At 38.6% G+C, this 25,820-nt stretch carries 23 protein-coding genes; 13 read left to right on the forward strand and 10 right to left on the reverse strand.

Annotated features, from left to right (window positions below; genetic code table 11):
* Positions 1 to 51: 51 nt before the first annotated feature.
* The 4 genes from CH364_RS02480 (at position 52) to CH364_RS02495 (ending at position 5,408) form a co-directional block, all read left to right on the forward strand.
* Positions 52 to 2,661: a hypothetical protein gene (locus CH364_RS02480; protein WP_100743353.1), complete on the forward strand. Its 2,610-nt coding sequence runs from the start codon at positions 52 to 54 to the stop codon at positions 2,659 to 2,661.
* Between the two features lie 171 nt (positions 2,662 to 2,832).
* Positions 2,833 to 4,203 carry a hemolysin family protein gene (locus CH364_RS02485; RefSeq protein ID WP_100742064.1) on the forward strand — a complete coding sequence of 457 codons (1,371 nt, stop codon included), beginning with the start codon at positions 2,833 to 2,835 and terminating at the stop codon, positions 4,201 to 4,203.
* On the forward strand, positions 4,204 to 4,734 hold the full coding sequence (locus tag CH364_RS02490; RefSeq protein WP_100742065.1) for a phosphopantothenoylcysteine decarboxylase: 531 nt from the start codon (positions 4,204 to 4,206) through the stop codon (positions 4,732 to 4,734).
* Entirely contained in the window at positions 4,731 to 5,408 is a 678-nt protein-coding gene (locus CH364_RS02495) for a phosphopantothenoylcysteine decarboxylase domain-containing protein (RefSeq protein ID WP_100742066.1), read from the forward strand. The genes CH364_RS02490 and CH364_RS02495 overlap by 4 nt, the downstream gene beginning before the upstream one ends.
* On the opposite strand, the gene CH364_RS02500 is transcribed toward CH364_RS02495, so the two are convergent.
* Positions 5,394 to 5,750 carry a DMT family protein gene (locus CH364_RS02500; RefSeq protein WP_100742067.1) on the reverse strand — a complete coding sequence of 119 codons (357 nt, stop codon included), beginning with the start codon at positions 5,748 to 5,750 and terminating at the stop codon, positions 5,394 to 5,396. The two genes, CH364_RS02495 and CH364_RS02500, sit on opposite strands and share 15 nt — an antisense overlap.
* 81 nt (positions 5,751 to 5,831) lie before the next feature.
* On the reverse strand, positions 5,832 to 6,587 hold the full coding sequence (locus tag CH364_RS02505) for an SIR2 family NAD-dependent protein deacylase (RefSeq protein ID WP_100742068.1): 756 nt from the start codon (positions 6,585 to 6,587) through the stop codon (positions 5,832 to 5,834).
* A gap of 74 nt (positions 6,588 to 6,661) precedes the next feature.
* On the opposite strand from CH364_RS02505, the gene CH364_RS02510 reads away from it, so the two are divergent.
* A complete protein-coding gene (locus tag CH364_RS02510) occupies positions 6,662 to 7,819 on the forward strand; it encodes an aminotransferase class I/II-fold pyridoxal phosphate-dependent enzyme (RefSeq protein ID WP_100742069.1) in 1,158 nt (385 codons plus the stop codon).
* 35 nt (positions 7,820 to 7,854) lie between these two features.
* Here CH364_RS02510 and CH364_RS02515 read toward each other — a convergent pair whose 3' ends face one another.
* From CH364_RS02515 to CH364_RS02535, 5 genes are all read right to left on the reverse strand, one after another.
* A complete protein-coding gene (locus CH364_RS02515) occupies positions 7,855 to 8,508 on the reverse strand; it encodes a cytochrome c-type biogenesis protein CcmH (RefSeq protein ID WP_243401211.1) in 654 nt (217 codons plus the stop codon).
* 1 nt (position 8,509) lies between these two features.
* Complete coding sequence (locus CH364_RS02520; RefSeq protein WP_100742070.1) at positions 8,510 to 10,708, reverse strand: heme lyase CcmF/NrfE family subunit; 2,199 nt, start codon at positions 10,706 to 10,708, stop codon at positions 8,510 to 8,512.
* On the reverse strand, positions 10,705 to 11,097 hold the full coding sequence (locus tag CH364_RS02525; RefSeq protein ID WP_100742071.1) for a cytochrome c maturation protein CcmE domain-containing protein: 393 nt from the start codon (positions 11,095 to 11,097) through the stop codon (positions 10,705 to 10,707). Before CH364_RS02525 ends, CH364_RS02520 begins: the two co-directional genes overlap by 4 nt.
* 100 nt (positions 11,098 to 11,197) lie before the next feature.
* Positions 11,198 to 11,974 (reverse strand): YdcF family protein, encoded by a 777-nt coding sequence (locus tag CH364_RS02530; protein ID WP_100742072.1) that lies wholly within the window; start codon positions 11,972 to 11,974, stop codon positions 11,198 to 11,200.
* A gap of 30 nt (positions 11,975 to 12,004) precedes the next feature.
* Positions 12,005 to 12,406: a hypothetical protein gene (locus CH364_RS02535; protein WP_100742073.1), complete on the reverse strand. Its 402-nt coding sequence runs from the start codon at positions 12,404 to 12,406 to the stop codon at positions 12,005 to 12,007.
* An 81-nt stretch (positions 12,407 to 12,487) separates the two neighbouring features.
* Between CH364_RS02535 and CH364_RS02540 the strand changes: the two genes are divergently transcribed.
* Genes CH364_RS02540 through CH364_RS02550 form a run of 3 tightly spaced genes read left to right on the forward strand, consistent with a single transcriptional unit; the run spans position 12,488 to position 16,592 of the window.
* Entirely contained in the window at positions 12,488 to 13,519 is a 1,032-nt protein-coding gene (locus CH364_RS02540; RefSeq protein WP_100742074.1) for an MBL fold metallo-hydrolase, read from the forward strand.
* Positions 13,520 to 13,573: 54 nt separating this feature from the next.
* On the forward strand, positions 13,574 to 15,043 hold the full coding sequence (locus CH364_RS02545) for a sodium:proton antiporter (protein WP_100742075.1): 1,470 nt from the start codon (positions 13,574 to 13,576) through the stop codon (positions 15,041 to 15,043).
* A gap of 43 nt (positions 15,044 to 15,086) precedes the next feature.
* Positions 15,087 to 16,592, forward strand: a complete 1,506-nt coding sequence (locus tag CH364_RS02550) for an aromatic amino acid ammonia-lyase (protein ID WP_100742076.1) — start codon at positions 15,087 to 15,089, stop codon at positions 16,590 to 16,592.
* Here CH364_RS02550 and CH364_RS02555 read toward each other — a convergent pair.
* Positions 16,558 to 17,541: a DUF368 domain-containing protein gene (locus tag CH364_RS02555; RefSeq protein WP_100742077.1), complete on the reverse strand. Its 984-nt coding sequence runs from the start codon at positions 17,539 to 17,541 to the stop codon at positions 16,558 to 16,560. The genes CH364_RS02550 and CH364_RS02555 overlap by 35 nt on opposite strands.
* A gap of 27 nt (positions 17,542 to 17,568) precedes the next feature.
* Entirely contained in the window at positions 17,569 to 18,636 is a 1,068-nt protein-coding gene (locus CH364_RS02560; RefSeq protein ID WP_100742078.1) for an MraY family glycosyltransferase, read from the reverse strand.
* Between the two features lie 77 nt (positions 18,637 to 18,713).
* Here CH364_RS02560 and dapA point away from each other — a divergent pair, with 77 nt between their 5' ends.
* The 4 genes from dapA to CH364_RS02580 are packed head-to-tail and all read left to right on the forward strand — an operon-like array spanning position 18,714 to position 22,269.
* A complete protein-coding gene (gene dapA / locus CH364_RS02565) occupies positions 18,714 to 19,598 on the forward strand; it encodes a 4-hydroxy-tetrahydrodipicolinate synthase (protein WP_100742079.1) in 885 nt (294 codons plus the stop codon).
* Positions 19,591 to 20,394 (forward strand): 4-hydroxy-tetrahydrodipicolinate reductase, encoded by an 804-nt coding sequence (gene dapB, locus CH364_RS02570; RefSeq protein WP_100742080.1) that lies wholly within the window; start codon positions 19,591 to 19,593, stop codon positions 20,392 to 20,394. Before dapA ends, dapB begins: the two co-directional genes overlap by 8 nt.
* Before the next feature lies 1 nt (position 20,395).
* Positions 20,396 to 21,226, forward strand: coding sequence for a diadenylate cyclase CdaA (gene cdaA, locus CH364_RS02575; RefSeq protein ID WP_100742081.1), 831 nt, complete (start codon positions 20,396 to 20,398; stop codon positions 21,224 to 21,226).
* On the forward strand, positions 21,223 to 22,269 hold the full coding sequence (locus tag CH364_RS02580; RefSeq protein WP_100742082.1) for a CdaR family protein: 1,047 nt from the start codon (positions 21,223 to 21,225) through the stop codon (positions 22,267 to 22,269). The genes cdaA and CH364_RS02580 overlap by 4 nt, the downstream gene beginning before the upstream one ends.
* Before the next feature lie 15 nt (positions 22,270 to 22,284).
* Here the strand turns inward: CH364_RS02580 and CH364_RS02585 are convergent, their stop codons facing one another.
* The gene (locus CH364_RS02585; protein WP_243401212.1) at positions 22,285 to 23,172 is read right to left on the reverse strand and encodes an alpha/beta fold hydrolase; all 888 of its coding nucleotides are present in this window, start codon (positions 23,170 to 23,172) and stop codon (positions 22,285 to 22,287) included.
* Positions 23,173 to 23,258: 86 nt separating this feature from the next.
* Between CH364_RS02585 and CH364_RS02590 the strand changes: the two genes are divergently transcribed.
* The gene (locus tag CH364_RS02590) at positions 23,259 to 25,820 is read left to right on the forward strand and encodes an adenylate/guanylate cyclase domain-containing protein (protein ID WP_100742083.1); all 2,562 of its coding nucleotides are present in this window, start codon (positions 23,259 to 23,261) and stop codon (positions 25,818 to 25,820) included.

Raw genomic sequence — 25,820 nt, forward strand, 5'->3', positions numbered from 1 at the left:
GTTATGTCACTTGACCAAAACGATTGGTCCTAAAGAATAATGGATACGATGATGAATCGCCTGTCACTTTCTATTTTTCTCTACTGTATTTCCTTGATTTTTTCTGGAAATTTGATGAGCCAATCCCCAAGAAATCATGGTTGGGTCGTAGCGGGAACAACCACCAAACTTCTTATCCAAGGAAAAGAAATATTAAATGCTCGGGATGAATTTCGATTTAAGAACCCAGAAGGAATGTCCCAAATCCAAGAGATTGATTACTATCTAATGTTAGGGGAATATTACCTTCGCAAAAAAGATAAAGTAGGGATCGCCAATATTCTTTATGATCTAAGGACCAAAAAAGGTGAGTACTCTTTTGCCGATTCATTATTGACATCTTTATGGAAACAGTCGCAAGGGGAAGAAGTACAAGCGATCAAAGTCCTAGATACTTACATTCAAAAGGAACCCAACACTTATTTTCGTAACCTAGCCAAAAATATGCGAACCAATCTTTTTCAAACGGGAGAAGATGAAAAAAAATCGATGATCCGAATGGATTGCCAAAAGAACAAACCGTACTATTCATTATGCCGTGTATTTCGTTTGCAGTATTATATTGACCTTCCTTCCGGTAAAGAGAAGGACATGCATAAACATTTTGTGAACATCATGCGAGTTAGTTCGCCTTTTTTTGAAGATCCTAATTTGGAATGGATTCCGTTATTGGATCGAGTGGACGAAGATCTTCCTGCAAAACTTTCTTTTCTTGGTTTTGTCAGAGAAGGAATCCATCTTCAGAAAATGATGATGGATTTGGAAAAAATTGCAGATGGTTCTATTAGCGAAAATTCAAGCGAAAGAATGGCTTTTTTCCAAATTTTATTGGGTGATTATCCCGCTGCAGAAGAATCATTGTTAAATTTTTTAAGATCAGCCAAAGGGAAAAAAACATCCATTCTAAATCGAGTTTATGTAAAGTTAGGTGCTCTTGCTTATTTTCAAAAAGAATATAAAAAATCGTTAGATTATTATTTAAAACTAGATTTGAACAATTGGTCGGCTGATATCCACCATCCTTTTTTAAATGAACCAATGTCCATCACCGGGGTGAAGGATTTAATTTCTGTATCCTTATACAAAGTAAGTGGATCGGAAGCGGCACTCAAAGCCCTTCAGAAAATCAAAGACCCCGAAAAATTAAGTGAATCAGACATTTGGCCTAAACTTAGAATTTCCCAAATGTTAATGGACCAAAATCCAGAGTTGTCCTCTCGAATGACAGACGAAATCATTTATATGGCTCAGGAAAAAAAATGGAGACGGTTGGAATATGCAGCCACCATTTTACAAGGTTACAACCAAATTTATAGAAAAGAGTATAGAAAATCCACAATTGAGCTAACAAAGAGTAGAGGGATTTTAGACGAAGAAAACGCTTTTTATGCGGCAGAGTTTCTCCGTAACTTTGGTTTTGTATTTGCCCATACGGCTTCCGGGAAAAAAGGTCCAGTGAATGGGAATATCCGCGATGGCGTCGCCGATTTTCTTCAAAACAATCTTTATGAAGATTTGTATTACATTAGAAATTATAGACCACTTGCATTTTCAACAGATTTGTTCTTTGAATATGCACTCAGCCATTTGCGAGATGACGGCGATGTTTGGGGCCTTCTTGATTCTATTTACAAATACAATTCAGTAAAATGGAATCGGAGTGTTAAGGGGAGTCCCCATTCCTTATTCCAAATCCAATTTGTGGACAAACAGTTCCAATATTTGTCTGGGTTTTCAACTGCCAGGGAATCAAAATTTTTTGATTCTACGTATGCAGACAGCAGAGAAACAGAAAGCCAAATCCAACGAAAAAACGAAGAAGAATCCGTTCGGAACTTAGAATCGGCAAAACTACCAACTGTTCTTTTGTTGCCATACAAAGATGAGTTTTATCTTTTTACATTCAATCCAAAAGAATCCAAACGAAACCAACTGAGTTGGAAAGTCATCCATTCACAAAGACCAGATACAACAGAAGTAATCGAGTCTATCAAAGATTTGGTAAATGCAAATAAAGATACCGAGACTGTACAAATTTATTTCAATGAATCGGGTGCAAGTTTAATGAGATCTCTCAAAAAAGATATGAGAGAGACTCAAGTGGTCTTTTTCTTTTCCCTCCTCCCTGGTTCGGACCCTCACAAACCTCTTGGGGTGTTTTCTTGGAAATGTCCACCAAACATACGTTCTCTGGAAGGAAAAGGAATGAATTTATTAGATACAGCATACTTTGAGGGATCCAGAATTTTAAAAGAAAAAGAAAGATTACATCTGTGGGATTTTCCAGCAAACACCAGTTCTGTGGCACAATTCACAAATCTTTCTTGGTCATGTAAATCGGAATCAGGATATTCAGAAGAAATTCCATTTTTAAAATTGTTTCGTAGGATCGACTACCGGACAGTACCGCGTATGGTAGTGTATACCGAACGTGTCCTTGGAAAGTCTTGGTCGGATTATACTTGGCACTACCAGTGGTTGCATTTTTGGTTTCGCTCAGGTACTAAAAAAGTGGGATACTTGCCAACACTACCTGTTTTGGATTCTGGTTCTGTCGGAGGGCTAGCCGATCCTTCCAAATATAGGGAAGAGGGAGTTTGGATCCAAGCAACAGCCCAATAAAAGGGACATAATGATCGTAGAATCTTTTGGACGAAAACCCTAGATCCTGTTCATTTCTGGCAAAAATGAGCCAAAATGTAGGCGACACTGGGAGATCGGTCCAAAATACTTAATTCTATTCCTCATACCAATGGACCCTGATCATAATACTTTAGTGGTGCCCGAGTTTCTATGGAAATAATCGGCATCTTTCTCATCTTCCTTCTCGTCCTTGTCAATGGTTTCTTCGTCGCAGCCGAATTTGCCATGGTATCCATCCGGCCTTCACGTCTTGAAGAGCTTGTCAAAGAAAACAGAGCAATGGCTCATATCACAAAAAAAGCCGTATCAAAAATCGATGATATGTTATCGGTTTGCCAAGTGGGAATTACTGTGGCAAGCCTACTCCTCGGATGGATTGGAGAAGCATTGTTTGCAAGCGTAGTCTCTGGATTCCTTCACATGTTCCATATTGAATTGGATCTAGTGACCATCCATAGTATATCGATTGGAGTATCGTTCACACTCATCACACTTTTGCATGTGATTTTGGGTGAGCTTGTTCCAAAAACCTTAGCCATCCAAAACACAGAGGCGATTGCACTCGGTGTTTCCGGTCCCATGTGGTTGTTTTATTATTTGTTCTTTCCTGTAACATTCATAATGAATCGTCTTGCCGGGGGAATTCTTACACTCTTCCGTTTACAGCGGACAGGTGATAAGTATGTTCATTCAGCAGAAGAGCTCATGATCATCATTGAGGAACAACGGAAACAAGGTCGGATTGACAATGCAGAGATGCAACTTATCCAAAAGACTTTTGATTTTTCCGAACACACTGCTAAGGATGTAATGACGCATAGACTTTCTATTATTGGGATTCCACAAGAGTCAACGATAGATAAAATGCTCCCTCTCATTGCCGAACATAGTTTTTCTAGATATCCTGTTTATGATCAAACTTTAGATCGAATAGTTGGAATAGTCCACGTTCAAAAATATTTAAAGTGGCAAGCGGCACATCTTTCCGCCAAAGGCAAAAAAGAAAAAATTACCGTTATTATGGAAAAGGATTTTGTGAAAGTTCCAGAATCAATGTCCATCGAACGAGTGATGACAAAACTCCGTGAAAAAAAACAACATATGGCAATTGTCATAGATGAATACGGTGGAGTTTCCGGCTTACTTACGTTAGAAGATATTATAGAAGAATTTTTTGGTGAAATTCGAGATGAAACAGACACTGATGAAGTGGATGTAACTTCAAAAAATAAAAAAACTAAAACCATTTCTCTCGATGGTGAAACAGAACTTTCTAGTTTGTCTGATATTTTAGAAGGGGAAGAACCTTCTGATATGGAAGAAGTAAGGACCATTGCTGGTTATTTTATGGAAAAGAACGAAGATATGCCAAAAGAAGGTAGCATCGTTCAAATCAAAAAAGGAAGTCTGAAAGTAAAAAAGATGGAAGGGAATAAAATCATCTCCATTCTATTTACTCCTAAATTAGAAGAAGATAACGATTCCGAATTGGAACGAGAACTTTCTTACGAGGACAGATAAATGAAAGAAATTGTGATTGCTGTTTCTGGATCCATTGCTTCTTACAAGGCTTGTGATTTGGTAAGAGGGCTTACCAAACAAGGGTATCCAGTTCGAGTGATCATGACTTCTAATGCCACCAAATTTGTTGGAAAAATTACGTTCGAAGCACTGACGGGAAAACCAGTTCGAGTGGATGAATTTGATACGGGTATGGCTCATATCGAAATCAAAAACCTTGCGTCGGTATTTGCTGTGGTTCCTGCATCGGCAAATATCATTGGAAAAATGGCCAACGGAATTGCTGATGATTTGGTAACTTCAACATACTTAGCTTGCACCTCTCCCGTGTTAGTGGCTCCATCTATGAATCCTGGTATGTATTTACATCCAGCTGTCCAAAGAAATTTAAAAACCCTTGAATCAGATGGAGTGAATATTGTTTCTCCCGATAAAGGGGTTGTGGTTTGTGGTGATGAGGGTTATGGCAAACTTGCCACTGTAGAATCCATTATGGAACAAATCATCAAACTTCATAAATCAAATTCATGAATCTAAAATTCAAACGAGTCATTGTCACCTCCGGACCCACGAGGGAATGGATTGATCCTGTTCGATACATCTCCAATGCTTCTTCCGGAAAAATGGGTTTTGAGATTGCCTCTGCTTTTTTGAAATACCCTGTGGAAGTGGTTTATATCCACGGCAATACTTTGGAACGTTATACCCATGTTAACGGGGCCATTCGGAACATTGAAGTCGAAACCACAATCCAATTAAGAGATGCAGTTTTATCAGAAATTACTAACGATAGTTTGCTTGTGATGGCAGCGGCTCCGGCCGACTTTCGACCCATCATGACCGCGGAACATAAAATCAAAAAAGAAAAAACTTCGGAAGGGACAAAGGGACTTCTTTTGGAGTTAGAAGAAAATCCTGATGTGTTAAAACAGGTGACAGAGTATGTCACAGAACATAAAATTTTTAATTCTCTTCGAGTTGGATTTGCAGCTGAAACCAGAGAACTGGAACGACACGCTAAAGACAAATTGGTTCGGAAAGGGCTTAACTATATTGTTGGAAACTACGTAGGTTCAGGAAAAGGTTTTGGTGAAGTGGAATCTACAGTTCGTATATTTGGCGTTAGTGGGCTGGAAAAAGAAATTGGCCCCCTCCCAAAAGAAAAAATCGCTGAAGAACTGGTTTCCTTTTTAGTGTCCGTTTGATTTCGTTCCAAAACCAAAAGCAAAATAACCTGCGAGTAGAATCAGTCCAAAGCTAACTATATAATTCCATTTGATTTTTTCTCCAAGGAAAAGAGTGGCAAAGAGAATGAATACAAAAATGGTTATGACTTCTTGGATGATTTTTAATTGGAAACCTTCAAATTTATAAACAGTATATCCAATGCGGTTGGCTGGAACCATTAATACATATTCAAAAAAGGCAATCCCCCAAGAAAACAAGATGATATAAAACATATTGTTTGACTTTGCAAATTTTAAATGTCCATACCAAGCAAAGGTCATAAAGATATTGGAAAGTACAAGTAGAAAGATTGTTAACATAAAGTTCTCTTATTCGGTATTTTTGAATGGTGAATGAATGATTGATAAGATATTTTGGTACCTTCAAACATAAACAAATTTTTAGTTTTGTTTTGTGTCTGGAAACACTTCCTTAAAAATTTCAGGCAGGATCTCTCCTGATTTCCCTGCAAAATGAAGTTGCATAGAAGGTGTGAGGGATGTGGATTCCGGATTGATCTCAATTCCAAGTGCACCATTTCGGATTGCAGTCAGAGCCAAATTAGATGGAACAGAAACGTTCGCGCTAGTTCCGATTACAAACACAACATGACATTGTTTGCTTTGTTCCCATGCCTTTGTTAGTAAACGATTGTCATAACTCTCACCAAACCAAACAATGTCGGGTCGCAGTAGCGATTCACAAGAGGGACAATGTTTTAAACCCTTTTGGTTCATCCCTTCTGCACTTAGTGAAAATTTTTCATCACAACTTGTACACCTTGCACGGAAAATATTACCATGAATTTCCAGAAGATTTTTGCTCCCAGCCCTCGGGTGGAGTCCATCTACATTTTGAGTGATTAGGTTTACTGTTTTTGAATGAGATTGCCAATTTGCAATTGTTAGGTGACCAGGGTTTGGTTTTGCCTCAAAACATACATTTCGTCGGTAATCGTACCATTCCCAAACCACTTCGGGATGTGTGGCAAAAGCTTCGGGTGTCGCAAGTTCTTCTGCTTTGAATTTTTTCCAATACCCACCATCCCCTCGAAACGTAGGAATCCCACTTTCACTAGAAATGCCTGCCCCTGTCAGAAATAAAATATTCTCTGCAGAGCGAATTTTCTGGATGTGATCAGGCAGAAGGAGACCCATGTATGGGATCATTCTAAGAAATTGGGTAAAAAATTAAATCGGAAAATAACCTGGAAATAGAAAACTGGTAGTCAATGGCAAATCACTGGGAAGAAGTCCAAAAAAAACTAGATTCCATTCGCGAAAAACAATTGTTTCGGGAAACTAAACTCTATCAAGGAATTGATTTTTGTTCCAACGATTATATGGGACTTGCAACTAACTCTCGTATGATGGATTTTTTCCAATCGAAAAAAGGAATTTATCCATTTGGATCCACTGCTTCTCGCCTCGTACGCGGGAATACTCATAAGATGGATCAGTTTGAATCGGAGTTTGCCAGTTTTGTGGAAGGAGAAGCCGCACTTCTTGTTTCGACTGGATTTACAGCTAACTTTGGTCTTCTGGATTCCATTGCCAGTCCCGATTGTTTTGTTTTCACCGATCGGCTCAATCATGCATCTATTTTAGATGGAATTCGAATTTCTAGTGCTCAAAAGAAATATTACAATCATTTGGATTTAAACCACTTACGGACTTTGTTGGAAAAAGCAAACTTAGATGATCCAGGGCATAAGAAAAAACGAATCGTTGTGACTGAAACCCTATTTAGTATGGACGGTGATTCTCCCGATTTAAAAATCTTACTCAAGTTAAAAAATGAATTTGGATTTGTTTTGGTTTTAGATGAAGCTCATGCATTTGGAATTTATGGACCCAGTGGGAAAGGACTTGTGTTTCGAGATTTGACTCTCTCTGAAATTTTTTCTATTGATTACCGAGTATACACTTTGGGAAAATCTCTGGGACTTGAAGGTGGAATCATTGTTACTAAAAAAATAGGTCGCGATCATTTAGTGAATGTAATGCGCTCTTTTATTTTTTCTACTGCTCCACTTCCTATAATTTCAGAACTTGCTTCCTTTGCATTATCATTACTTGGTTCCATGGACAAAGAAAGAGACGAATTGCTTTCTCTGGCAAATGAACTAAAAAAATCCCTAAAACAAAATGAATTTTCCATTACAGAATCTACTTCGCATATTGTTCCGTTACTTCTTGAAACAGAGAAAGAAGCTTTGTATTATGCGAATCATCTACAAACAATAGGATTGGATGTTCGGGCCATCCGCCCACCTACAGTTTCTACTCCAAGGTTACGTATTAGTCTCAATGCAAAATTAAAGTTAAGTGATATTCAGGTTTTGGTTAAGGAGCTCATCCGAGTTAGAGAGAAATGGAATTCCCTCTAATCGGTTTATGTTTTTTTTGGTTTTGAAATTTGTTCTTAAGTTTCTTCTTCGAATTTACGGATTTTGTTTTTGATTTGTTCTGTGGTAGATTTTAAATCACCTGGCGAATGTTTGGTGTTCGAATCTGTAGTTTCTTTCTTTTTTTTTGTCCCATATTTGTAGATCCCAAAAAGTCCTAAAATACCAAAGGCAAACAAGGTAAAGTTGATCCAGGTTCCATCGGGTTGTGCTAAAATTTTTGGTCCAAATCCGTATACAATAGAATCTACCATACCTTGGTTCCCATTTTCCTGAAACATCACTACAATCGGATCTTGTAAAACGGAAGTCCCAAATCCATTTTCCATTTTTGAGATGATCTCTTCTTCCTTCATTCCATCTTTGATTCGATTTTCAATAAAGGTTTTGAGATAACTTGACGCCGCACACATGTTAAATGAACAAGATTGGATCGGAAGACTTGGCAAACAAATACAACGAATGTTTTCCGTAACTTTCAGAAAGGTTTGGATTTGGGCCTCTTCTTTGAGATTCGTTGTCGTTTTTTGTGCCAAAAGGAGGTTAGGGAACAATAAACAAAATCCAATGGATAAAAGACTGAATTTTATTTTGGAACAGAAATGAATTTTTGAAAAGGCAGAAGATAAACTTTTATTCATTTGGAATTTGTTTTGATCAACAGAAATCATTTTAACCAACCGCCTTCTTTTTGTTTTCGCCGGCAGGTAATAATAAGAATATTCCTGATAGAAAATAGAGGAGTGAACCAATCCAAATGAGTTTCACAAGTGGGTTCACCCAAACTTCAAGATTTGCCACAATTTGTTTTGGAAAGTTGAGGAAGAATTTAAGTTTATCCATCTCTGAACCAGGAGTAAAATAGTACTGCATAAACATCAAAGGAAGATCAGGGTTTTCTGATTTTAAATCTGAGGTTTCAATGGCTCCTAGTTGGATATAAAAATCTTCTTTTGCCATAGATAGGATTGCTGGTTCACTCGTGGGAATATGTGTTTCAAAATCTCCCGTTAGGTGAGAGATCTGAGGGTAAAATCTACGTTCCGTTGTAAGTTCAGAAAGTTTATCAGTTCCTCGAAAAATCCCGTATGTTCCTTCTTGGGAAACAATCACATTCTGAATATTTGGTTCTCCACCGAGTCTTGAAATTAGAACTGGTTTCAGTTTGAGTGTGGAGGCTTCGATTTGGTAACCACCAATCATTGCTTTGTCAATGGATTGATAAACAATTTCTTCCGAAGTCGGTGGTTGGAGTTCGTAAAAGAAACGAACTGAAGTATTGATTTTAAATGCGTTTCCGGCATAACCGATAAAAATAAGAACAAGTGAAAAATGGACTAGATAACCACCATACCGCCGTTTGTTTTTAAGTAACATCCGGTAACCGGCTACAAAAATATTTTCGTTCTGGAACTCTTCTCTACGTGCCCGAATCCCTCTGTAGTATTCTTGGATGATACCGGAAATAGTAAACACACCTATGGTTACAGTCAGCACGGAATACACTTCTGCCAAAACATCCCCATACTTACTATCAGGTTTGGTAAAGTTTTGTGAATAAAAAAGTATGTAAAGTCCACCACCTATCACACCTGCGATTAGAGGTTTGAGTAAGGTGGAAAAAAAGACAGCTCCCGCTCCTTTTCTCCAAGCAAGTAAGGGGGCGGCTCCCATTAGAAGCAAAAGGAAAATTCCCGCAGGTACTCCCCAGGAGTTAAACCAAGGTGCCTTAAATTCTTTTCCATACAAAAGAGGGGAAAATACTCCGAGCAAAATAGCGGCAGTGGAAAGAACTAACAAAAAGTTATTTAAAAGAAAACTACCTTCTTTGGAAGTAATTGCTTCTAAGTTTCTTTCAGGTGTTAGGTGCTTCCGGCGATACACCACAAACCCTGTAAAAAACAAAAAACTTCCAATGATATAAATGATAAAAGGAGTTCCGATTGTAGATTTAGAAAAACTATGTGGTCCTTCCAAAACTCCCGAACGAGTGATCCAAGTTCCAAGCAAACTAAAATGGAATGCAAGGATCACAAGTAACATATTCCAAAACTTCAACATTCCTCTTCGTTCTTGAATCACAACAGAATGTACAAAGGCACTTGTGAGTAACCATGGCATAAGTGAAGCATTCTCTACAGGATCCCAAGCCCAATACCCACCCCAACCTAACTCTTCATAGGCCCATTTGGATCCGAGTAAAATTCCTGTTCCCAAAAAGAACCAAGAAAACAAAGTCCATTTACGAATGAACTTCATCCAATCTTCAGAAAGTTGGCCCGATACAAGAGCCGACATAGCAATGGCAAAAGGAATCGATATACTCACATAACCAATGTAAAGAATCGGAGGATGGATGATCATCGCCCAATGTTGGAGTAGGGGATTGAGGCCCCGACCTGCAGCTGCTTCCGGGACAAATTCACGGAATGGTTGTGCATCTCCATAAAATACGGCAAGGAAAGAAAAAAATCCAGAAAGAACAGCAAGGATGAGATTCATCATTGGAATTCGATCTTCGATGGACTTACGTGTTTGCCATAAAACAATAAAAGTAAAAACGTTTAGAATCAAATTCCAAAATAACAAACTTCCAGATGACCCTGACCAAATGGATGTCATTTTATAAAACAACGGTAAGTGCTCGCTTGAGTGCATTACCACATAATAGTTGCTATAGTCTGATCTTACTAGTTGGGTTAATAAAACTGTGAATGTTAGGACAATGACAAAAGGATTTGTCATTAATGCAAGGCGACCAAGTTCGATCGCTTTTCGTTCTTGTTTATAAATTCCGTAGATGGTTTGTAATGCGGAAAAAATTAAAATGGCAAGAGAGGCTGAGAGAAGGATGGTTCCTAAATTGTTCATTGTTCCTCAGCGTATCCCGCTTCATATTTGGAGGCACATTTTGCTTCGACGTGACTTGCGACAAGCACTCCGTGGTCTAACTTTCCGTCCACACGAGCTCTGGCACCTTCTTTGAAGGCATCTGGAAGAAGAGTGGCACCTGTAAAAAAAACAGGGATGATTTGATCATTCAGTTCCAAATCAAATTTTGCTTTTTTACCCTCACGGACAAGGCTCCCCACTCTCACAAATCCCCGCACGCGTAGGTTTTGATCTGAATATTTGGTTTGGTTGGCAGCGAGTTCCGAAGCATCCAAAAGAAGATAGGAAGTTTCCTGAGAGGAAAAATAAGCAATCCCGCCAAGAGAGAGCCCAATGAGAAACAAAAGAGTTAAAAACTTACGATTCATAATCCATTCTTTAGACGGATTCCCGTCTTTCCTCTAACCTCTCTGATTGCAAGTTTCGGTCAAACAAAAAGGTCTTAAAAAAACGAGGGAAATCCGTGAGTTACAGGAAGGATTTGTAGCGGTATACGAAATATCCCACCCATTCCTTAATCGAAAGAGAGGTTTGGTCCAAAAAACTCGCTGATGGAATGTAAAGTTCAAAGGCTCCTGAATTTAAATTGGTCGAACGAAAGTCTGTAGGAAAGGGAATAAATGGGATCTCTTGTTTTTCAAAACAACCGGCTGCACGTTTCATATGAAAGGCAGATGTGATCAGGATTGATTTTTTTAAGTTTTTTTCCAGGAGTAGTTTCTTAGTTTCTACTGCATTTTCATAGGTATTTCGGGACTGGTTTTCCCAAATTAAGTCTTTTTCGGGAACACCAAGGCCAATAAATATTTCTTTTGCAAGATCTGCTTCTCGGTAGGTATCAGCAAAAAGAAGACCTGATCCACCAGTAAATAAAATCTTTTTTACCTTACCTGCTTTGTAAATTCGTACTGCATCTGTTAGTCTGTCTGCAGAATCAGTCAGTTCAGGTCGACCAGGATGTGCGGAAATGGTTTGGATCATGCCACCTAACACAATCGCAACGTCTGATTCGGGAAGATCTGAAATTTGTATTGGAGGGTAGTCTTTTTCTAAAGATTGTAGGAGGAAGTTTGCAACATATGCATTTGATGTAAGATATAAAAATAAAATGATTTGGAAAAGCCGAAACTTCCCATGTCCAGACTTGGTTTTCAGAATGAGTAGGATTGCTAATAGGAAAAAAAAAGGAAGAGGATAAACTAGGAGCGTAGCAAGTTTGGAAAGAGTAAAAAAAATAGAATCCATTGGTAATAGGTTTCGGAAACCTTGCGGATCTTACCAGTCTAAATCGGGGCCGAGAACTCCAATCCCACTTCCCCAATACTGAGAGGGGTGAGGGTAACGAACTGAAATTCCAAGGGGAGAGCGGGAATATTTCCAATCGCGAGCAATTTGTTTTCGCTGTTGGATTTGTTCTTCCGGGATGGGAGATTCAATTTTGTGTAAATATTGTTTGGTGACTTCCACCCATTCCTTGATGGCAGCAGGATTTTGTTTTTTTAAATCTTGGATTAAAATTCTCAGTTCGAACTCTGCATCTTCTCTGAGATCCCTTGCAATTTCCGAAACTTTTGCATTGGCACCAAACACGGTTTCGCTTCCTTCTGTACGATCCACAGTATCTCGCCATTTCGCATAGGCAATCATCAGATCCTTTGTCTCATCATACCTAAACATAGTAAAAGAATGATCGTTCCGGTTTCAAAAAAACGCAATCGAAAATTCCAAACATAGGAAGTTTGTTTCTGTCTAATCCTCGTGAAGTCCCTATACTTACAATGTATCCTAGTTCTTTTTGTTTTGTCCTGTTTTGCCGACGCCAGTATTCGTAAACCACACCATACGAAAAATGGATTTCAAAATCCAAATCCTAACATTCAACCAAAAGGTTTTTCCGATCTTCTAGTTTGGCAATTCCAAAGGTTTCAATTGCCTACGAGTTTAGATCCGGCAGACTATCCTCCTTTCCCTGTAGTTGGAAATGATGGAAAGGAATTGAGTGCAAATCCATCGAGACTTTCTGTGACTTGGGTTGGGCATGCCACCACTCTCATTCAAATTGATGGAGTGAACATTCTCACAGATCCCATTTGGAGTGAAAGATGTTCCCCAGTTGGATTTATTGGCCCAAAACGTTATACTCCTCCAGGGATTAAAATCGAGGATTTACCACAAATTGACATAGTGGTTTTATCACATAATCATTATGACCATACGGATTTACCTACACTCAAACAGTTAGAAGATAAATTTCATCCTCTCGTTCTTACTGGACTTGGTAACAAAAAATTGTTGTTAGGTGAAGGTATGAAAAATGTAAAGGAGATGGACTGGTGGGAAGAAACAAAAACCTCAGGATTACAAATTACTTTCACACCAACCCAACATTTTAGTGGGCGAGGACTTTTTGATCGCAACGAATCGCTTTGGGGGAGTTACCATATTTCCGGAAAAAACGAGAGAGTTTACTTCGGAGGTGACACTGGTTATTACACTCATTTTCGAGAAGTGGCAGAACGATTGGGCGAAATTGACGTTGCCATTTTGCCGATTGGAGCCACGGAACCTCGTTGGATGATGGAGGCAGTACATGTGGATCCGAAAGAAGCGGTCCAAGCTTTTTCTGACCTAAAGGCAAAATATATGGTGCCAATGCACTACATGACCTTCGTTCTCTCTGACGAAAAACTCGATTCTCCTGTGCCCCGCACCAAAGAAGAGCTAAAACGATCGGGAATCTCCGAGGATCGTTTGGTTCCTTTAAAAATTGGAGAATCCCGGTTTTTTTAGTTCCAAGAGGTTTCGATTTCAGGTAAGCTGTCCTAAAAAAAAAGGATGGTGAGCATGTTGAAGAAGCTTCTCACAATGATAGTCTTCCTGGTTTGTTTGTCTATGACAACGGCAGGTTTATTTGCGGAAGATCCAACTCCGGTTCAGACGCAAACAACCACTCAGGAAGAAACAGGACACTCGTCACACGGCGAATCAGTACACCAGGAATTACCATATTGGTCGGTATTACCTTTTGTTGCCATTTTACTTTCCATCGCAATCTTACCGGTTGCTTCTCACAAAACTTCTCATTGGTGGGAAGACAATAATAACAAATTGATCCTTGCTGTAGGACTTGGTGCCATTTCTTTTGTGGTTCTTTTGATTTATGGTTACAGCCATAATATTGTTCACACGGTTTTCTTTGATTATATTCCTTTTATTATTTTACTCGGATCTTTGTTTTATATTTCCGGTGGAATTGTGATTAAGGGAGACATTCATGCAACTCCTCTCAATAACACATTATATTTGTTAATTGGTGCAGCTTTAGCTTCCTTTATTGGAACCACTGGGGCTTCTATGTTACTCATCCGTCCTTTGTTAAAAACAAATAGCGAGAGAAAACATGTGGTTCACACAGTTGTGTTTTTTATCTTCCTTGTTTCCAACATTGGTGGATCTTTGACACCACTTGGTGACCCTCCACTTTTCCTCGGTTATTTGAAAGGAGTTCCATTCACTTGGACATTCAAACTTTTACCTGAGATGCTCGTGGCAGTTTCTATATTGCTCGTTGTGTATTTCGTTTGGGATACGATTGCTTACAAAAAAGAAACCAAAAAAGATTTGAAACGCGACGATAAACTCGCAACTCCTTTTTCTATCGGTGGTCAAGTGAACTTCATTTGGTTACTCGGTGTGATTTTAGCAGTTGCTTTTTTAAACAGTAACTACATTCCAGAAATCAACAATACTCCAACTCTAGGATTTATCCGTGAGGCAGTATTAATTGTTCTAATTGGTCTTTCTAAGTTTACTTCTAAAGAAGCAGATCGTAAGTTTAACAACTTTACCCTCCATCCAATCCAAGAAGTAGCATACCTATTTATTGGGATTTTCATCACGATGATTCCTGCTCTTGTTTTACTTGAGGCACATGGTAAAGAACTTGGGATCACACAAAACTGGCAGTTTTTCTGGGCAACAGGAGCTTTCTCTTCTGTTTTAGACAATGCTCCGACTTACCTCACCTTTGGTTCGTTAGCTTCTGGTCTCCTCACTCCAGCGGGTGCGGCAGCTCCGCTCACGTTAGGTCAGTTCATTGGAAATGTCCAAGCGGAAGAAATTCTAAAAGCCATTTCAGTGGGTGCCGTATTTATGGGTGCGAATACTTATATCGGTAACGCTCCTAACTTTATGGTAAAATCCGTTGCGGAAGAAAACAAAGTAAAGATGCCATCTTTTGGTGGATACTTAGCATACTCTATGGGAATTTTAGTTCCTGTGTTTATCCTCATTACTTTCGTATTCTTCGTCTAAACCTTTGGACAAACCGGGGAATTTTCCCCGGTTGTAAAACAATTTGAATTTATCAACACTCCAATCTTTATCTAGGTCCGGTTCTTTTTCTCATTTAACTAACGTTCGCCTGTCATTAGAAACAGAGCGAAACCAATTAGAATCCCTTTTAAAAGTTTCGAAAGAAAAACTAATTTATGGAATCCATACAGGGTTTGGACCACATGCATTCGTATCCAATGAGGATACTGAAAATATCCAAAAATCTTTAATTTATCATCTAACTGTAGAACCTGTATTTTCTTCTGATGGAATCCCGCATTCCCATTTAAGTCATAACGAAGCTAGGGCTGTTCTTGCTGCTAGAATTCATTGTTTGTCACTTGGTGGATCAGGAATTAACTTTCATACATTAGAATTATTGAATACACTTTTGGAGTTGGATTGTATTCCTGTTTTGCCAGAAAAAGGTTCTCTTTCAGCTTCTGGAGATTTGATTCCCCTCAGTTATATTCCTTTGGCACTTCTTGGTGAATCTGGGTTTACTGGAAAAGGAAAGGATTTAGCACCGAGTCGGTGGAACAAAGGAACTTCCAAAATCCCTGGTTTGCCTTGGACTCCCAAGGTTAAGGAAGCAATTTCTCTCACCAATGGAACAAGTTTTACCACTGCACTTTTAGGGCTCCAAGTAATCGAATTTCGCAATATACTTTCTTTTAGTTTGGAACTTCTCGAGTATTTATTTAGTTTTCATTCTGTTTTTTCTGACGCCTTCCATCCAGCTTACCACAACCACAAACAATTTGATGGCCCAAAAGAAATTGTTAAAATTCTTTATCCAATCGTTTCTAAACATTCCAAAGTGAAAAAAGAGGGGAGTAGAATCCAAGATATATATTCTATCCGTTGTATCCCTCAAATCCTTGGTTCTATTTTGGATGAAATAATTTCTATAGGGAATGTCGTTGAGCAAGAGTTAAATTCTCTTTCGGACAATCCTGTTTTAATTCCTACAGAAGAGGGAGTTCGGTTTGCCGAAGGTGGTGGGTTTTATGCTGCCCAAGTCAGTTTTGCCGCTGACAGATTGCAGAATGCGATGGCTGTTTGGTTTACTTGGGTGGATCGATTTTTGAATTATCTCTATGAACCAAATGAAAACGGTGAGTTCCCTTTGATGTTGTCAGATAAACCTGGTACGTATGCAGGATTATCGGGATTAGGTCTTATGTCGACTCACCTAACGGCAGAAGTGCGAAGAGATAGTATGCCAGGTTCTGTGCAGTCTGTTCCTACCAATGGCAATAACCAAGACATTGTTCCTATGGGTGCAATTTCGGTTTTAAGAAATCGCAGAACGGTTGTCAGTGCGTATAAATTACTTTCTATATTTGCTTTTTCGGTTTTTCAGAGTTCTCGGTTTGCCAAAAGAAAGGATTTGGTTCCAAGTAAAGATTTGTTTACGGGCCTAAAGACCATGGCGGCAGATCGAAGTCTGGACTTTGAAATCCAGACATTGATGGAAAGATTAAAAAATTCTACTTCTTCTCTTGTAGAGATTCCAAACGGTTGAGTCCAAATCCAAGCACAAGCCCAAAAACTAATGCTGCGAGTGGGATTTGTGTTTCTGCAAAATCTTTTGGTAATACATTCTTTGCAGTAGCAATTTGAATGTCTCGTTTCACTTCTCCCGACCTACCTACGATTTCCTGACCATGCGCATAATCTTTAAAAGGCCAAAGGATAAAAAAGGATCCGAGGATCAGTCCCAGTAAAAAAGTCATTGTATGCGACTTATATTTAACAAATAACCATTTTACAAAATGAGTAAAAATCAGAAGTCCAAGTAAACATCCAATTCCAAAAGCTCCGAGAAAAATGATGGAACTTGGTTCGAGGATGGTAGAAAGTTTCCCAATCACGATTTGGTATTCACCTAACACGAGCATGATGTAAGAGCCAGAGATTCCTGGTAAAATCATTGCAGAAATCGCAACGGCTCCTGTGAGAAAGGCAATCAGAGGATTTTCGGATCCTGTTGTATCCCCCATAAAAAAACTTGGGACAATGGTGAGTAGAATTCCTGGAATGAGGAATAACCAAACAACTAAGCTGTGTTTTTCGATGAGTTTGTATGGGACAGCGAGAGATGGAAAAATAAGTCCAATAAAAAGTGCGAGTGTTGCTTGTGGATGATTTTGTAGTAAAAACTGGATGAGTTTGGCACCAGAAATCACAGATAACAAAAGACCAATTCCTAAGAAGACAAGGAACCAAAAATCAATTCGTTTCATTTCCAAGGCAAAACGTTTTCTTACATCTTCTTTCCAGAATCCAAATACGAAAGTAAGTGAAACTTTGATGGTATCTAAGTTTAGGGAAGTGATGGCAGTGATTAACCTGTCATAAAGTCCGAGGATGAGTGCAAAGGTCCCTCCGGAAACACCGGGGATGAGGTTGGCAATCCCGATGAGAAAGCCATTGAGAAGGCAGAATAAAATTTCTTTTTTCGATAGAGGCATAAGGGAAAGGATGGAAGTCCAAAGTCTTTATGCAAGGTTTTTTCTGCGGATCAAAATCCAAAGGATTCCGTAACTGGAGACAGAAAAAAGGAAAAGTATGAGAAAGATAAAAAGAGGCGGAACCTTTTGAATTGTTAATACAAAATGAATACAAACAACAATGAAATTTAAAATGAAAAATATAACAAGTGATCCAATTTTTCCTAACTTGGTTTCTGTGATCCTTTGATAGAGATGTTCTCTATGAGCTTGGAACAAATGTTTTTTTTGGAAAAATCGTTTGAGAAGGATAAAAATTCCATCCAACCAGAAATAAGGAAACAGATAAAAATAATATGTTACATCCCAAACTGTCGATTTTGTTTCTCCCCACTTACCAACAAACAATGGTAATGCCATCACAAAAAATCCTAATGCTAATGAGCCACTATCTCCCATAAATAGTTTTGCTCTAGGAAAATTATAAAATATAAAACCAAACATAGTAACAAATAAAATTGTATAAAAAATAAAACCAAGATGGCCATTCCCATAAAACTGAGGAGTTACCAACACTAATGAAAAAAAGGAGAGAAAGAGGGTTGTAACCAAATACCAATCCATCCCATCCATAAAGTTTACTAGGTTCACTGCAAAAACAAGAAAGACCGTAAGAACCATCACTTGCAGAGGTTTTGGAATCGTATTCATTCCAAAATAAGTGATTTCTGGGTTTATTAAAATTAAAAATAGGGCCACAACACTCAGTTCTAAAAACAAACGAAGTTTGGGGCTAAGATGATACAAATCATCAACGAAACCTAAAATACAAAAAATAGAAACTCCGGCTAACAAAAGATAAATGTCAAACTTTAGCGAAGGATCCTCTTTGGAAAAAATCAAAAAATCAGGATTGGGGAAAAAAAGGAGTGAGAGGCTTGCGAGGAGAAATAGAGGGATAAAGAACATTCCTCCTGATTTTTTTGTAATTACATCGTGCAAACTCCGTTCGTTTGGCACATCTTTGACCCCAAAATGCGAATAAACATAGAATGTATGCAAAATGAGGCTGAGAAACGCTAGAATGACAATCGTAAGTGGTAAAAAAGAGACCATTTTCGCAAAGTTTATCGGTACGGGGTCTTTTGGCAGTTTTTTATTGCAAAATTCCGTCCCTCTTCGATGTTTAATTTATGTTTCAGGGCGTTTATACAGCGGTCATCACCCCCTTCCGCCAGGGGAAAATCGATTATGATAGTTATTTTAAAATCCTAGAAAACCAGATTCGCTCCGGCGTGGCGGGTGTGGTTCCTTGTGGGACAACAGGGGAATCTCCTACCCTTTCATATGCGGAACATAAGGAACTCATCCAAAAAACTGTCAAAGTTGTGGCTGGGAAAATCCAAGTCATTGCTGGAACTGGTTCTAATTCTACGAAAGAGGCAATTGAACTTACTGAGTCTGCATGTGCTGATGGGGTGGACGGAATTCTTACTGTCAACCCATACTACAACAAACCCACTCAAGAGGGAATGTATCGTCATTTTACAGAGATTGCCAATGTATCATCCAAACCTGTGATGTTGTACAACATTCCCGGAAGGACAAACGTGAATCTCCTACCGGAAACTGTTGCAAGGCTTGCGGCCCATCCAAAAATTGCAGCGATCAAAGAGGCAACAGGAGATTTAGGACAAATGGCTAAGGTCATTGCTGCCACTCCACCTGACTTTGATTTGTTGTCAGGTGATGATAACCTAACGCTTCCGGTTTTATCTATCGGTGGAAGGGGAGTGGTTTCCGTTGTATCCAATCTTTTTCCTCGCGCTTGTGTGGATATGGTTTCTTTGTATTTACGTGGTGACCTCGAAGCCTCAAAAAAGATATATTACAAACTCCTTCCTGTGTTTATCAATGCCTTCATTGAAACAAATCCTATTCCCATCAAAGCAGCTATGAGTTGGTTTGGGTATTGTGACAATGAACTTCGTCTTCCTATGACATCTTTGTCAGAAGGCTCAGCGGCCGATACATTCAAAAAAACAGTATTCCAATTGAAAGAGGAAGGCATTGTCTAAAATCAAAGTTGGTATCGTTGGTGCTGGGGGAAGGATGGGAAAGGCCATCATCCAAGTTCTTTCCCTTTCCAAAAAATCAGAGTTAAGTGCTGCCGTTGTCAGAGAAGGTGCTGTGTATGCAGGATTTGATTCGGGTAACCATGCTGGAATTAAAGAAACAGGAATTTTACTTTCTTCTGACTTACAAAAAGCATGTGAGTCTTCCGATGTTTTAATTGATTTTAGTACACATACAGGATTTGAAACGATTTTAAATGTTGCTTTGGCAAATAAAAAACCATTGGTAATTGGCACAACTGGTCTTACCGATTCCGATAAGTCCCTCATCCAATCAGCTGCCACTTCCATACCAATCGTGTTTTCACCAAACATGTCGGTGGGTGTGAATCTTTTATTTAAATTAACTGAGATCGCAGCAAAAGTGTTAGATGAAGATTTTGATGTAGAAGTTCTCGATATCCACCATAGACACAAAAAGGATGCTCCTTCAGGAACAGCTATGTATTTGAAAGAAGTGCTTTTGAATGCCACCAAACGTTCGGAAGAAAATGTTATTTATGGTCGCCATGGAATGTATTCAGAGAGAGATCAAAAAGAAATTGCCATGCATACGATGCGAGCTGGTGAAGTGGTCGGGGAACACACTGTATATTTTTTAAGTCCGGAAGAACGAATTGAAATCACACATAAAGCCCAAGATCGTAAAACATTTGCGACAGGAGCGGTGAAAGCTGCCGAATTTTTACACGGGAAATCCAAAGGTCTTTATAATATGTTTGATGTGTTAGGAATATAAATTGGATTTTTTCCGAGGATTATACATCATTCCATGGAGTAAAAATTATATCTCCATTTCTTTAGATGTTCTTATCGTCGCCTTTCTAATTTATAAAACATACACCACCTTACGTAGAACACGTGGGATTCAGCTTTTACTGGGAGTCGGTATCATTTGGATTTCAGGTAGTCTTGCTGAATATTTAGGGTTTGAGCTTCTTGAATGGATTCTCACAAACATCAGACCTGCTTTAGTTTTTGCTATCATTGTCCTTTTGCAACCGGAGCTTCGTAGGTTGACTGGAGATTTGGCAAGGATACGTCTTCTTAGATTGTTTTTCCTTAAACCAACATTTGATTTAGATCCTATCGTGGAAGCGGTTCGGGTCATGTCACAAGAAAAAACAGGATCCATAATTGTACTTGTGAAAGACATTAGTTTAAAAGATATTTCGGAAAACGCAGTTCCTATGGATGCACAAGTCACATCCGAAATTTTACAAACCATTTTCTTTAAAAATTCTCCACTGCATGATGGAGCAGTGATTATCGAACAAAATCGGATTGTATGTGCCGCTTCCTACTTACCAATGAGTAGTTCGGTAGAAATTGCCACATTGGGAGCAAGGCATCGTTCTGCCTTAGGACTTTCTGAAGAAACAGATGCCATAATCATTGTCACTTCTGAAGAAACAGGTGACATTACTATTTGTTTTGAAGGGGAAATGTTACATCCTGTCAAACCTCTCGAACTCAAAGCTCTCGTGAGCGGACTGATGACTGGAACTCGAAGGTCTAAGGATGATTCACTTCGCAAACCGAAAGAGAAGGATGCGAGTGTGAGTATATGATTGTAAAACTTCTTGGAAAAATTGTCCGAAACTGGAAGGCAAAACTTGTTTCGTTAATCATCGCTAGTATCTTTTACGTAAATCTTCAAAATTCAAAGGTATTGATTAAAACAATTAACGTCCCAGTCGATTATCCAAAGTTATCTGGTAATTTGAATTATTCCAAAAACCCTGAAAAAACCATTCCTATTCGTGTTGAAGGATTGAAAGATGTGGTAAACTATTACTCACAGTTTATGAAAGCTGTGATTGATCCCGAAGACGTACAGTTAGGTGTGACAGAAGTTCCTATTAAAAAAATTGTAGGAGTTCCTAGTGGCGTCAAAGTCACCAAACTGAAAAAAACAGTTCCTGTTGAAATTGAATCTCGTGGTTTAAAGGTTGTTCCTTTGGAAGTAGTTTTTGAAGGAGCACCGCCAGCTAACTTTGAAAAGTTGACACAAATTGTAAGTCCGCAAAAAATTACACTCAGTGGCAAACCGCAAGATTTAGAAAAAATCAATAAGGTTTTATTACCTGAAATTTCCCTTTTGGATAAAAAGGAACCTTTCGCAAAAACAGTCCGTATTCCCGATTTACCCAAGGGTGTGAATGTCCTTGGATCGCGAGATGTCACCGTAAATGTAAATATCATTCCTCTTTCTTATAAAACCGGAGAACAAACCGCAGCTGGGATCCCAATCGTTTGTTCTGGACAGGATGTCCGTTTGGATGCAGAACTTTCGGAAGAACAAGTTGCCATTCGATATTTTTCTCTCAAACCGATTCGTTCGGCACAAATCCTGACGGGAATTACAGCCCAAGTTCCATGTAACTATATCTTTGATCCCATCAAAAACAAAATTGTTCCCGAATTACAACCGCAAGTTGCTAAAGTTCGGATCGTCAAAAACAAAGATTTAAAAGGTATTGAAATTTTACAGATTAGTCCGGAAAAAATCGAAATTCGATATAAGGTGAAAGAACAAAACCCGGAAGCAGATCCAACTGATGATGGAACGGGAATGGAAGTTCCTGAAACCATTCCCTCCGATCGATCTTAATTTTTGATCAAAATTTTATTTTAGAAATTCGTAGATTTCTTTAAAACTTTCTTCTGGATTTTCCCATTGTGGATAATGTCCAATTGTTTCCCAACGAATCAGTTTTTTGTTTTTGATCGGAAGTTTTTCAATTTCATCTGCTAGATGGCGTCCACTCACTGGATCTTCTCCTCCATTGATAAAAAGTAAAGGAACCTCTGTTTGGAGGAGTGCATTTTTCCAACGTTCCCCATGGATTCTTCTTTCTGGAATGTATTTTAAAAGTTTATGTGGAATCAAAACTTTGTTTGGATAGGTGATGAGTTTCCAAAGAACAGAAATTTCTTTGTCACTTGGTTTTGTATTTTTGCCAAACACTTGTGCGAAAGCCACTCCGAATTTTTTTTCATCATAAAACCTGGAAAGGAAGGCACCTAAGATCGGTGTGGCGAGAAGTTTTTGTTTGAATGTGGGTCTATGTAGGTGAGGAAAAAGCCCCCCATTCATAAAAACGGCACCGTCAATTTCATACGTACGATCCGTCCGTTCTAAATGTCTGGCTAAAATTTCCTGACCTACGCTGACTGCATAATCATGGAAAACAAACTTCACTCTTCGTAATGCATTTTTTTCAATAAAGGATTCTATGATATCAGTTTGTTCGATGAGCGTATATTTATGTTTTTTCGGTTTTGATGAATAACCAAATCCTAAAAAATCAATTGCAATCGTATTGAAATAACGTGAGAGTCCATTAAAAATTTTGGAATAGTCCCATGAGGAAGTGGGGAATCCATGAAGCAGAATTAAATTTTGTCCTCTTCCTTCTTGGATAAAGAAGATTTGGAACTTCTTATATTCGAAAAATTTACCATTAGCTAACCATTCAGTAGCGTTCTTTTTTGGAAAGTTAAGATCAACCATATCCGACATAGAACAACAAAAGAGGAAGTGAGTCAAATAGAAGAATTTGCTACTTTCTGATTTCCCCAAAGCCGATCTTTAAAGGGATGGAATCATACCCACTCATCTATTTTGTAAAACCGGAAGGAACCATTTCGGATTGGGAATATTTTTGGCATCAGATCCCTTATGGAGCACCGGGAATTCTTACATTTTTTGTAGGAGTATTTTTAAGTTATTTTGCCTTTCAAAAGTTTCGTAAATCAGACGCAAATACTAGAATTTTCCATTTAAACCTTACGATTTCTTTTATCAGTTTTGGATCGGTAGGACTTGTTTTAACCACGCGGGCTTGGATTCAAGATGTAAATACATTAGTTTTTTGGAATGATCTACTATACTTTTTGGTCGCTCCGTTGGCTCCTACCGCTTTTTATTTAGCCTACCATATGACTGGCAAACAAAGTAAGTTATTATTGTATTATTCTTATCTTTGTTGGTTTGCAAGTTTAGTATTGTATTTTGGTGTATTGATTGGAAAAGGATTTGAAACAACAGTTTTTGAATTCACTTTCGGAAAGTATCCTAGAGGAAGTTCATTTGTTCGGCCATGGGGAATTTTAGCTCCGCTCGGGTATTTCTTTTTAATTTTACCTTCTTTTATTAAACATTACCAATACATTCGTAAACATTATCACTTAACTTTATTTCATGGAGTGAATTTACTTTTTTTACTAACAACATTGAATGCACCAAGTATCCTTGGGTTCAAAGTGTATCCGGGAGGATTCTTTTTATTCATCCCTATGTTACTTGTGGCGTATGGAGTGTTTCGTTCTGACTTTTTTGATGTGAACGAACTGCTATTCCAAAAGAATGGAATGTTTTACTTCTTATTTGCGCTTTTATCATTTGTTTTGATATTTATCTCTTTTGGTGTTTCTTTTGGACTTTCTCCAGATGCTTATGAGTCAGCCAAATGGTATCCTTGGGGAATACCTCCCGTTGTATCCGTGTTTGGTGCCGTATTTTTATCTATCATTGTTGCAGGTGCCAATCCTTCGGCGAGGATCAACCAACTCTGTGCCTTTGCTCTTATCTTAACCGGATTTTATGTCATCCAATCGGTTCCTCTAAAGTTAAACATTTCTTATGTAGTGCAACTTCGAATTTCGCAAATGACCTTTGTAGCATTTGCTTTTGCACCAAGTATCATGGTTCGTTTGGTATTTGAGGCCATTGGCCAAAAATCACCGAAATGGTTGCAAGGGATTGACTTACTTTGTGTGAGTGCAGCAATCCTTGCACCTTCTCCATATTTATTCGTAGGATATTTTGATTACCCTTGGTCGAGAGTCCATCATGGGGGACCTGCCGAACTTCTTGTGGGGCTGAATGGCGCCATTGCTTTGGTTTTAGTTTTAATCACTTTTCTAAGAAACAAAGGGTATATCAACTTTGCTTCTAAATGGATCATTGGATCGTTTTTATTATCAGCTGTTTTGTTATTAGCTGCACTTTTGCCAAGCCATGGTTTTCCTATTTATCCTATTGCGGACTTTCAATTCGTTCCGGCATTTTTACTTGGTTACGCGGTACTCCGGCATGGGGCATTATCTTTGGAAGGTAGAACCATCCAACTCAGTCAAAGACTTGCCAACTTAGGCCTCATTACCATGGCCATTGCTGCGATTTTGTATTTTCCTCTGATCCGTGAACAATATGGGGCAGGGGAATCTGCCTTTCATTTAACGATGATAGTGCTTCCTCTTGTTTTGTTTAACTACCTTGTTGTTTATATCATGTCTCGTCCCTTAGCAGAAGAACTTGATATCAGTTACTTTTTACTAGATTTAGAAAAACAAAAGGCAGATGAAGAAAGAGAAAAAGCTCTGATTGCTCAGGACAAAGCAGAAGAAGCAATGGAGGAATCTGAAAAATTACTTCTCAATATTTTGCCTTATAAAGTCGCCCAAGAATTAAAACAAAAAGGAAGTGTGACACCCTCTCGGATCGAAAACGTCACAGTCCTTTTTACTGACTTCAAAGGGTTTACCAAAGTGGCCGAAGGAATGGATGAACAAAGTTTAATCGAGGAACTGGATGCCTGTTTCACTCAATTCGATGAAATCATTCTCCGGAACAATTTAGAAAAATTAAAAACCATTGGTGATAGTTATATGTGTGCCGGTGGCCTTCCTGTAGAAACAAGAACCAGTGCCATTGACGCTTGTTTGGCGGCATTAGAGATTCAGAGTTTTATGAACCAATTGAAAGAAATCAAATCTACTTTAGGTTTGCCTTTTTGGGAACTCCGATTAGGAATCCATACTGGCCCTGTAGTCGCAGGTGTTGTGGGTCGATTTAAGTTTGCTTATGATATTTGGGGAGATACTGTCAACACGGCTTCCCGAATGGAGTCTGGTGGTGAAACAGGAAAAATCAATGTTTCTAAAGAAACTTATGAACTAGTGAAGTATTTTTTTGTTACGGAATATCGTGGAAAAATTCACGGAAAAAATAAGGGTGAGTTAGATATGTATTTTGTCCACCGCCTAAGACCCCGTTATTCGCAAGATCCGGACGGGAAGGCACCTAATCAGTATTTCCGGGAAGTGTATTCCCGGATCACTCATGGTGCCAATATCCGTTGGAAAAACGAATCTTAA

The sequence above is a fragment of the Leptospira harrisiae genome, from assembly GCF_002811945.1.
Taxonomy (GTDB): domain Bacteria; phylum Spirochaetota; class Leptospiria; order Leptospirales; family Leptospiraceae; genus Leptospira_A; species Leptospira_A harrisiae.